This window comes from Micromonospora sp. NPDC005203 (assembly GCF_042872705.1).
Classification (GTDB): domain Bacteria; phylum Actinomycetota; class Actinomycetes; order Mycobacteriales; family Micromonosporaceae; genus Micromonospora.
In genome coordinates this window covers 63,366-73,290 of the sequence record NZ_JBIAKV010000022.1, presented here as the reverse complement: position 1 = coordinate 73,290, position 9,925 = coordinate 63,366, and the positions used below count along the sequence as shown (strand labels likewise).

9 protein-coding genes and 1 pseudogene are annotated in these 9,925 nt (G+C 71.6%); 9 read left to right on the top strand and 1 reads right to left on the bottom strand.

The annotated features are described in order from the left end of the window. Positions 1–156: 156 nt before the first annotated feature. Entirely contained in the window at positions 157–1,206 is a 1,050-nt protein-coding gene (locus ACFYPM_RS30750; protein WP_387204433.1) for a cell wall anchor protein, read from the bottom strand. Between the two features lie 453 nt (positions 1,207–1,659). On the opposite strand from ACFYPM_RS30750, the gene rsmD reads away from it, so the two are divergent. The 9 genes and pseudogenes from rsmD to ACFYPM_RS30705 all read left to right on the top strand — a co-directional run bounded on the left by rsmD (position 1,660) and on the right by ACFYPM_RS30705 (position 9,750). Then, positions 1,660–2,223, top strand: coding sequence for a 16S rRNA (guanine(966)-N(2))-methyltransferase RsmD (rsmD, locus tag ACFYPM_RS30745; RefSeq protein ID WP_387204429.1), 564 nt, complete (start codon positions 1,660–1,662; stop codon positions 2,221–2,223). Then, on the top strand, positions 2,220–2,702 hold the full coding sequence (gene coaD, locus ACFYPM_RS30740) for a pantetheine-phosphate adenylyltransferase (RefSeq protein ID WP_357250488.1): 483 nt from the start codon (positions 2,220–2,222) through the stop codon (positions 2,700–2,702). Before rsmD ends, coaD begins: the two co-directional genes overlap by 4 nt. Positions 2,703–3,060: 358 nt before the next feature. Beyond that, positions 3,061–3,558 (top strand): hypothetical protein, encoded by a 498-nt coding sequence (locus tag ACFYPM_RS30735; RefSeq protein WP_355391821.1) that lies wholly within the window; start codon positions 3,061–3,063, stop codon positions 3,556–3,558. 110 nt (positions 3,559–3,668) lie between these two features. Next, positions 3,669–4,232, top strand: a complete 564-nt coding sequence (locus tag ACFYPM_RS30730; RefSeq protein ID WP_355032160.1) for a YceD family protein — start codon at positions 3,669–3,671, stop codon at positions 4,230–4,232. A 5-nt stretch (positions 4,233–4,237) separates the two neighbouring features. Then, positions 4,238–4,411, top strand: a complete 174-nt coding sequence (rpmF, locus tag ACFYPM_RS30725; RefSeq protein WP_030335284.1) for a 50S ribosomal protein L32 — start codon at positions 4,238–4,240, stop codon at positions 4,409–4,411. Positions 4,412–4,525: 114 nt separating this feature from the next. Continuing rightward, a complete protein-coding gene (locus ACFYPM_RS30720) occupies positions 4,526–5,512 on the top strand; it encodes a phosphate acyltransferase (RefSeq protein ID WP_387204424.1) in 987 nt (328 codons plus the stop codon). Beyond that, positions 5,509–6,264, top strand: a pseudogene (gene rnc, locus ACFYPM_RS30715) (ribonuclease III); the annotation flags it as partial. The gene ACFYPM_RS30720 and the pseudogene rnc, both read left to right, overlap by 4 nt. 187 nt (positions 6,265–6,451) lie before the next feature. Further along, the gene (gene mutM / locus ACFYPM_RS30710; RefSeq protein ID WP_387204421.1) at positions 6,452–7,309 is read left to right on the top strand and encodes a bifunctional DNA-formamidopyrimidine glycosylase/DNA-(apurinic or apyrimidinic site) lyase; all 858 of its coding nucleotides are present in this window, start codon (positions 6,452–6,454) and stop codon (positions 7,307–7,309) included. A 221-nt stretch (positions 7,310–7,530) separates the two neighbouring features. Then, positions 7,531–9,750 (top strand): MMPL family transporter, encoded by a 2,220-nt coding sequence (locus tag ACFYPM_RS30705; RefSeq protein WP_387204418.1) that lies wholly within the window; start codon positions 7,531–7,533, stop codon positions 9,748–9,750. Positions 9,751–9,925 lie beyond the last annotated feature (175 nt).

Sequence of the window (9,925 nt, the reverse complement as noted above, 5' to 3'; positions counted from 1 at the left end):
TGCGCGCGGTGGGCCTAGGCTTACGCCCCCTAAACCCTGCATTGGGGTGGCGGGGCCCCCGGGCCCCGTTTGGCCCCCCCTACCTGCGAAAAAACCCGGGGGGGGGGGCCCGGGGGGGGCCCCCCCGCCCTCGGTTGTTAGTCAGAGCGGGTTGTCTCAGGCGGTGAAGCGCAGCCGACGACGACGCGCCATCACGAACAGACCAGCACCAACGGCGAGCAGCACCGCGGCACCAGCGATGATCCCGCCGGTCGCGGCACCGGTCAGCGGCAGCGCCGGCTCGTCCTTGTCGCCGCCACCCTGACCCGGGGTGCAGTCGGCCGGCTTGACCCACTTGACGGCGTCGGCCGGGTCGGCCTGCTCACCATCGACGCTGGGGGTGACGGTCAGTCCCTCGTACGCCTCGAAGGAGACCTCGGTCTTCTTGCCCGGGACCAGCTCGAGCTTCTTGACGACGTTCTTCTCCGAGGTCAGCACGACGGTCTCGGTGATGCCGCCAGCCGGGTTGTCGGCGCTGATGACGAGCGTGTCACAGTCGAAGACGATCTCGAACACCGGAGCGTTGGGCTCCTCCGGCACCAGCGGGCCGGTGGGCTCGCTCGGCTGCGTGGTCGGCACCGGGCTGGTCGGGACCGGAGTGCTCGGCGTGGTGGTCGGCGTCGCGCTCGGCGTCACCGACGCGGTCGCGCTCGGCGTCACCGACGGCGTCGCGCTCGGCGTCACCGACGGCGTCGCGCTCGGCGTCACGGTCGGCGTGGTCGTGGGCTTCGTCGGCGTCGGGGTGGCCGTCGGCGGCGTGGTGCAGTTGTTGCTCAGCTTCGCGGTGCCGGAGGCGATGTGGGTGACCACCGTGCCGTTGCGGATCCACGTGGCGGTGACCTTCAGCTCAAGCGGCTTGTTCTTGGTGGTGAGCTGGGTGCCGGTCACCTTGCCGTTGGGCGTGATCGTGGTGCCCGCCGCGATGCCGTTGATGGTGGTGCCGGACGGGGTCCACACCTCGGTGATCTTGGCTTCGAGGTCGCGCTCGCTGTTGACGACCTTCCACTCGACGCGGTGCACGCCGTTGGTGGTCAGGCAGGCGGTGCCGCTGATGGTGGTGTGGTGCGCGAGTGCCGGGCCGGCGAACGTAGCCGCGCCGGTGAGGCCGATCAGCGCGCCTGCGGCGATGGCCGCGACACGCCGCATCGGAGACTTGGGGAGGTTCAACGCCTGCTCCTGGTGAGGGGTACGGATCGCGCGCGGGAGGTCGGGAGGCGGGGCAACCGGGTGGGTCGCCTACTCACCGGGACGACGCGCGACGCGGGGGTGTTCCCGCGCGAAGCGGGGACAGAGGGTGACTGTACTGACGAGTCATGAACGAGGGGAGTTCTCATCATTGCCCTCGGGCAATGTAATTGATTCGTGATCTTTGATGGACGGAAGGTCGCCGATTGATCACTGAGGACGAGTGCTGTCGACTGCCGGTCGGCGGCTCCGCAGTGGACCGAACGGTGGCAAGCGAGGTCACCGGCCTTTCCGGCCCGACGGACGACGTCAAGACCCCACCGAGGCGTCGGGCGGTCAGATCAGGGGCACAGCCACCGGCCCGGCGATACCGGCGGTGTCGGACGGGGCCGGCGTCGACTCGCGTAGCGTCGCGAGCATGAACAGGAGGAGACGGTGACCCGGATCGTCGCCGGGACGCTCGGCGGGCGGCGGATCGCCGCACCCCCCGGCGCCGGCACCCGACCCACGTCCGACCGGGTCCGCGAGGCGCTGTTCAGCGCCGTCCAGGCCGAGGTCGACCTCGACGGCACCCGCTTCGCCGACCTGTACGCGGGCTCCGGCGCGGTCGGGCTGGAGGCGCTCTCCCGGGGCGCCCGGCACGTCCTTCTCGTCGAGTCCGACCCCCGGGCGGCCCGGGTGATCCGGGAGAACGTGGCGACCCTGCGCGTCGGCCCGGCCGTTCGCCTGGTCGCCGGAAAGGTGGCGACCGTGCTGGCCGCCGGTCCGGACGGCGGGCCGTACGACGTGGTCTTCGCCGATCCGCCGTACGCGGTGCCGGACGCGGAGATCACCTCACTGCTGACGACGCTCGTCGATGGTGGCTGGCTGGTGCCCGACGCGCTGGTGGTGGTCGAGCGGTCCAGCCGTACCAGGCAGTTCGACTGGGTGGAGGGGATCACCCCCGAGCGCAGTCGCCGGTACGGCGAGACCACCCTTTGGTACGGTCGCCGATCATGAGACGTGCGGTCTGCCCCGGTTCGTTCGACCCGGTCACCAACGGACACCTCGACATCGTCGGGCGGGCCAGTCGGCTCTTCGACGAGGTGGTGGTTGGCGTCCTGGTGAACCAGTCGAAGAGTGGCCTGTTCTCCGTCGAGGAGCGGATCGACATGCTCCGCGAGGTGACCTCGTCGTACGGGAACGTGCGGGTCGAGTCGTTCCGCGGGTTGCTTGTCGACTTCTGCCGGGCACAGCAGGCGAGTGTGCTGATCAAGGGCCTGCGGGCGGTCAGCGACTTCGACTACGAGTTGCAGATGGCGCAGATGAACATCGGGCTGGCCGGCGTCGAGACCCTGTTCATGCCGACCAATCCGCTCTACTCGTTCCTCTCCTCCAGCCTGGTGAAGGACGTGGCGAAGTGGGGCGGCGACATCTCTGCCCACGTACCCGACCTGGTCCGCGAGGCCCTGCAGGCCCGCCTACGCCCGAACCCCTAACCACCCCACCCCACCCCACCCCACCCCCACCCCACCCCCACCCCCGCCCCGGGCGGCGATCTTGCAGTTTCGGTCGCCCGATCGTGGTTGTTTGCGCCGATTGTCGCGGCAGAAGGTGCAAGATCGGCGGGGCGTGGGCGGGGCGTGGGCGGGGCGTGGGTGGGGTGTGGGCGGGGTGTGGGCGGGGCGTCGGGCGGGGTGTGGGCGGGGCGGGTTGGCGGGGGTGGCGATGTCGCGACGCGCCGGATTGGGGCGGATGGGGCTTGTGTGGGGCTGGCACGACATGATTGATGACGCGGGGAACGGCCGTAGCCCGCATCATGGAGGTCGGCCGAGGAACGACAGGAGTGAGGTACCGGTGGACCCGCTCGATCGCATCGACGAACTGATCGCCATGGTGGAGCAGGCCCGCTCCGTCCCGATGTCGCGCAACAACTGCATGGTCGACCGGGGTGAGATGATCGCTGCCCTCGACGAGATGCGCGCCGATCTCCCTGCCGACCTGCGTCGCGCCGCAGCGCTCCTGGAGGAGCGCGACAAGATCATGGATGCCGGCAAGCGTGAGGCGGACCGGATCATCAGCGAGGGTGAGGCAGAACACGCCCGCCTGGTCTCGGTGAACGAGATCACCGTGTCGGCCGAGCACGAGGGTGCCCGGATCATCGCCGAGGCCCGGGCCGAAGCCCAGCGCCTGCGTGAGGAGGTCGACGACTACGTCGACACCGCGCTGGCCAACTTCGAGCAGTTCCTCACCCGGGCGCTGGCCTCGATCGAGCGAGGTAGGGACAAGATGCACGCCCTACGAGAGATCGGCACCTTCGGTGGGGATGAGGCGGATCGCCCGCTACCCTTCTGAGCGGCACCTCACCAGCCGACATTCTCACCCGGGTGGCGCCCCCGGTTCGACGGTCCGGTGGTCACCCAGGTAACCTTTTTTGTCGGCCTCTCACCGGCCGGAGTCTAACTATGCCCAAGCGCTCGCCATCGACACTCAACCCCAGGTCGCCGCTGGTCCTCGACACGAGAGACCTGCCGCGCCGCCCTGGTGCGTTGCGTGAGGTCCAGCGGGTCGTGCCGGCACCGGCGGACCTCGGTGTGGAGTTGATCGGCGTGCCGGAGGGCGCGGACCTCGACCTCGATCTGAGGTTGCAGTCGGTGTCCGAGGGCGTGCTCGTCTCCGGGACCATCACCGGTCCCGTCCGGGGTGAGTGCGGCCGTTGCCTGCGCGAGATCAACGACTCGATGGGCGTGACGATCCAGGAGCTGTACGCGTACGAGGACAGCACCACGGACGCCACGACCGACGAGGACGAGGTGGGCCGGATGCAGGGCGATCTGATCGACCTGGAGCCGGCGCTGCGGGACGCGTTGGTGCTCACGCTGCCGACCAACCCGCTCTGCCGGGAGGACTGCCCAGGGTTGTGCCCCGAATGCGGGACACACTGGGACGATCTGCCGGCCGACCACAGTCACCAGCAGATCGACCCGCGTTGGGCGGGCCTGTCGCAACTGACCGTTACAGAGGAGTAAGAACCGTGGCCGTCCCGAAGCGCAAGATGTCGCGCAGCAACACCCGGTCCCGCCGGGCGAACTGGAAGGCGACGGTGGTCGCGACCGTCGCGTGCCCGCAGTGCAAGTCCCCGAAGCTGCCGCACGCCGCCTGCTCCGTCTGCGGCACCTACAACGGCCGCCAGGTTCTCGAGGTCTGACCTGGACGCCGAGTGACGCCCCCGACCTCAGGTCGGGCGGCGCGCGCACCCTGGCATTCGCCCGGTGCCCCGGCTTCCTCCGACGCTGGCCGGCCCACTCCGGCCGGCGTTCCGATGGAGCCGGGCGCCGCGCGGATCGCCGTTGACCTCCTCGGCGGGGACGACGCTCCCGCCGTCGTGGTTGACGGCGCTCTGCGGGCCATGCGCGCCGACCCTGACCTGCACCTGCTCCTCGTCGGCCCGGCCGAGGTCGCCGACGAGCTGATTGCTGCCCTCGATCCGCCGCAACGTACGCGGATCACGGTGCGGCCCGTGCGCGATGTCGTCGGCATGGCCGATCATCCCAGCGCCGCCCGTGCCGAGAGCACGGTCCGCGCCGCGGTCACCGCCGTGCGCGACGGGACCGCCGACGCCCTGGTCTCCGCCGGTGCCACCGGTGCCACCGTCACCGCCGCCGTGCTCGGCCTCGGCCGCTGGCCGGAGATCCGCCAACCCGCGCTCGCCGCGACCCTGCCCACCGTGGCCGGCCCGGTCGTGCTCCTCGACGTCGGCGGCTCGTTGGAACCCCGTCCGGCCACCCTGGCCCGCCACGCCGTGCTCGGCGCCGCGTATGCCGCCGTGGCGCACTCGATCGCCGCGCCGCGGGTCGGGCTGCTCTCGGTCGGCACCGAGGCCGGCAAGGGCGACCGGGTCCGTCGGGCCACCGACCCGTTGCTCGCCGTCGAGCCGCTGCCCGGTGGGGCGCGCTACGTCGGCCTGGTCGAGGGGTACGACGTGACCCTCGGCGCGCGCGTCGATGTGGTCGTCACCGACGGCTTCACCGGTAACGTGCTGCTCAAAGCCATCGAAGGCGCGTACGCGATGGCCGGTGGCCCGCCCGCGGAGGGCGGCGCCCCCCGCGCGGCCGCCCTGCTGGGCGTCGCGGGGACGGTGGTCGTCTGCCACGGTTCCGCCCGCGCCGACGATGTCGCCTCCGGCATCGCCCTCGCCGCCCACCTGTGGCGGCGGCGCGCCACCGATCTGGTCTCGGCATTGCTCGACGGCGACGCCGCGATGGACCGCACCGACCGCTCCACCGACACCGAGGTACGCACATCATGAGCAACGACAAGCGGCGGCGGGCGTCCGTCGGTCATCTGGAAGCCGCGTTCGGCGTGAGCCTGGAACCCGAGCTGCTGGAGCGCGCACTGACCCACCGCTCGTACGCGTACGAGAACGGCGGGCTGCCCACCAACGAGCGGCTGGAGTTCCTCGGCGACTCGGTGCTCGGCGTGGTGATCACCACGGCGCTCTTCCACAACCACCCGGACCTGCCCGAGGGGCAGTTGGCCAAGCTGCGGGCCAGCGTGGTCAACATGCGGGCGCTCGCCGACGTGGCGCGTGGCCTGGGCCCGGACGGCCTCGGCGCGTACCTGCTGCTCGGCAAGGGCGAGGAGTCCACAGGTGGCCGGGACAAGGCGAGCATCCTCGCCGACACGCTCGAAGCGCTGCTCGGGGCGATCTACCTGCAGTACGGGTTGGACACCACCGGGATCGTCATCCACCGGCTCTTCGACCCGTTGATGGCCGAGTCGGCCGGTCGGGGCGCCGCACTGGACTGGAAGACGAGCCTCCAGGAGCTGACGGCGGCGCTCGGGCTCGGCGTTCCGGAGTATCGGATCGAGGGCACCGGCCCGGATCACCTCAAGACGTTCACCGCCTGGGTGGTGGTGGCCGGCAACCGGTACGGCGGCGCCGAGGGGCGTAGCAAGAAGGAAGCCGAGCAGCGGGCCGCCGAGGCCGCGTGGCGGACGCTCGCCGAGCAGAACGGCCGGGCCGGCAACGATGGCCAGGCCGGCGACGATGGCCAGGCCGGCGACGATGGCCGGACCGGCGACGACGGTCGGGGCCAGCTGATCGACCCGGACGGTTCGGCCGACCGGGATGAGCCGTTCGGGCCGCTGGAACGCGCCGGGCGGGCCGCCCAGGCCGAGCAGGCCGACCACCTGGCGCAGGCCCTGCCGGCCGGGGGTGCCGACGGCCACGAGACGGGCCTGCGGCGTGCCTGAGCTACCCGAGGTGGAGACCGTCCGGCAGGGGTTGGCCCAGTGGGTCGTCGGCCGTCGGATCGCGTCGGTCGAGGTCCGTCACCCGCGCGCCGTGCGTCGGCACGTCCCGGGCGGCGTGCACTTCGCCGACGTGCTCGCCGGCCGGACCGTGCTGGACGTCCGCCGTCGCGGCAAGTACCTGTGGCTGCCCCTGGACAGCGGCGACGCGATCATCGGGCACCTCGGGATGTCCGGTCAGCTGCTGCTCCAGCCACCCGGCACCGCGGACGAGACCCATCTGCGGGTCCGGTTCCGGTTCACTGACGACGGGCCGGAGCTGCGCTTCGTCGACCAGCGCACGTTCGGCGGGCTGTCGGTGAGCGAGGGCGGCGCCGAACTGCCCGACGAGATCGCGCACATCGCCCGTGACCCGATGGACCCGGAGTTCTCCGACGCGGAGTTCGTCGCCGCGCTGCGCCGCCGGCACACCGAGGTGAAGCGGGCACTGCTCGACCAGACCCTGATCTCCGGGGTGGGCAACATCTACGCCGACGAGGCGCTGTGGCGGGCCGGGCTGCACGGCGGCCGACCCACCGACGCGCTGACCGGGCCGGCCGCGCAGCGCCTGCTCGGCCACGTCCGCGACGTGCTCGCCGAGGCGATCAACGTGGGCGGCACCAGCTTCGACGCCCTCTACGTCAACGTCAACGGTGAGAGCGGCTACTTCGACCGCGAACTCAACGCCTACGGCCGCGAGGGCGAGCCGTGCCGGCGGTGCGGAGCGCCGATCCGCCGCGAGGCGTTCATGAACCGATCCTCGTACAGTTGCCCGCGCTGCCAGCCACGGCCCCGGGGATCCCTTCGGGGATGACCCGGAGTCGGCTCCGGGTCGGCACCGGCGGGTCGCGGCCGGACCCCCCGGGCCGCACCCCGGTGTACGCCCGAATCGCGTCTGATGCCCCTCTGGTGAGCCAATCGCCCTCGGTGTGACGGCTCCGGGGCGGGCCAGGGCCGTTCCCCGATGTGACCGCCTCGTCACGCACCTAACGTCAGCACCGTTGACAGGGGGTTGACGTGACAGGGGGACCCGAGATGGAGAGAAGACCGGTGACGGTGCGGCTGGCGCGGTGGAGCGCCGAGCACCCGTGGCGGGCGATCGCACTGTGGGTCGTGTTCGTGGCGGTGTGCTTCGTGGGTGGCAGCGCCGCCGGCCTCAACGAGGCCACCAGCGCCGACGAGGGGATCGGCGAGGTGGGGCGGGCCGGCCTGATCGTGGACGCTGGCAACTTCGACGATCCGGCAGTGGACAACGTGCTCATCACCGCGCGGGACGGCGCGCTGGACCCGGCGGCGGCGAAGGCCGCGGCCGACGACGCGGCGGCCCGGCTGCGCACGGTCACCGGGGTCGCCGAGGTGGGGCAGCCGGTCACCGCCCGGGACGGTTCGGCGCTGCTGCTGCCGATCACCATGTCCGGCGATCCGGAGACCGCCTCGGATCGGGTCCAGCCGCTGCGCGACGCCACCGCCGCCGTGCAGGGCGCGCACCCGCAGGTGCGTGTCGAGCAGGTCGGCGGGCCGTCGATCGAGCAGGCGCTCGACGACACCCTGGGCAAGGACTTCAAGCGCGCCGAACTGCTCAGCCTGCCGGTCACCCTGGCCATCCTGATCATCGCGTTCGGCGCGTTGATCGCGGCCAGCGTCCCGGTGCTGCTGGCGCTCTCCTCGGTCGCCGCCGCGATGGGCCTGTCCACGCTCGCCTCGCACCTGGTGCCGGCCACCGACACCACGGCACCGGTGATCCTGCTGATCGGCATGGCGGTGGGGGTCGACTACTCACTGTTCTACATCCGCCGGGAGCGGGAGGAACGGGCCAAGGGCCGCTCCGGCCTGGACGCGGTGGAGATCGCCGCGGAGACCTCCGGGCACGCCGTGGTGGTCTCCGGCATTGCCGTGATCATCGCGATGGCCGGGCTGCTTCTCGCCGGTGACGTGGTCTTCTCGTCCCTGGCCGTCGGCTCGATCCTGGTGGTCGCCGTCGCCGTGATCGGTTCGCTGACCGTGCTGCCCGCCCTGCTGGCCAAGCTCGGCCGCTGGGTCGACCGGCCGCGGGTGCCGCTGCTCTGGCGGCTGACCGCTGCGCGCACCGACCGGCATGGCGGGCCCCGCAAGCCCCGGCTGTGGCCGGCGCTGCTTCGGCCGGCGCTACGCGCTCCGGTGGTGACGCTCGTCATCTCGGTCGGTCTGCTGCTCGCACTGGCCGCGCCGGCGCTCGGCATGAAGCTGAAGTTCCCCGGCTCGGAGGACCTGCCGCGCACCACCCCGGCCATGCAGGCGTACGACCGGCTCACTGCCGCGTTCCCGAGCAACGGCACCAATCACGTGGTGGCCGTCAAGGCGCCGGCCGAGCAGGCCGACCGGGTCCGCGCCGCGCTCACCGACCTGGCCACCCGGGCCGCCGGGGATCCGCTGTTCGCCCCGACCGATCTGGACGGCCCGAAGATCGAGGTGTCGGCCGACCGGCGGGTGACGGTGCTCGACGTCGCCACCCCGTACACCAGTCGGGACGACCGGTCGGTGCAGTCGTTGGACAAGCTGCGCGGGGACCTGGTCCCGGCGGAGCTGCGGGGCATCCCCGGCATCGAGTACGCGGTCGGCGGCGGCGTGGCCGCGAATGTGGACTACGCGGACCACGTCCGGGACAAGTTGCCGCTGGTGATGGGCTTCGTGCTGGTGTTGACATTCCTGGTGATGGTGTTCACCTTCCGATCGGTGGTGGTCGCGGCCAGCTCGATCGCGCTGAACCTGCTCTCCGTCGGTGCCGCGTACGGGCTGCTGGTGCTGGTCTTCCAGCGCGAGTGGGCCGAGGGACTGCTCGGTTTCACCTCGATGGGCGCGATCGTGTCCTGGCTGCCGTTGTTCCTCTTCGTGGTGCTCTTCGGGCTCTCGATGGACTACCACGTGTTCGTGGTCAGTCGGATCCGCGAGGGGATCCGGGCCGGCATGCCCAACCGCGACGCCGTGTCGTACGGGATCACCTCGTCGGCCGGGGTGGTGACCAGCGCGGCGATCGTGATGGTCGGCGTGTTCTCGATCTTCGCCACGCTGAGCACGATCGACATGAAGCAGCTCGGGATCGGCCTGGCGGTGGCGATCCTGCTGGACGCCACGATCATCCGGGGAGTGGTGCTGCCAGCGTTGATGACCATGCTCGGCGATGCCAACTGGTGGGCCCCGCGTTTCCTGCGCCCCCGCCCGGCGGCCGCCCCGGCCGACCCGCCGACCGCCACCCCGGAGCTGGTGCCGGCGTCCTAACCGCCCCGGCGCACCCGCCCCCGGCGCACCCGCCCCCGGCGCACCCGCCTACGCCGTCCCCGCCCTCGCCGCTTGATCAACTCGATTTCATTGATGTCGCGGTATCCCAGGCCGCCCGATACCGCGACATCTCGAAAGTCGAGTCGATCAAGCAGCGGGGACGGCGAGGGCGGGG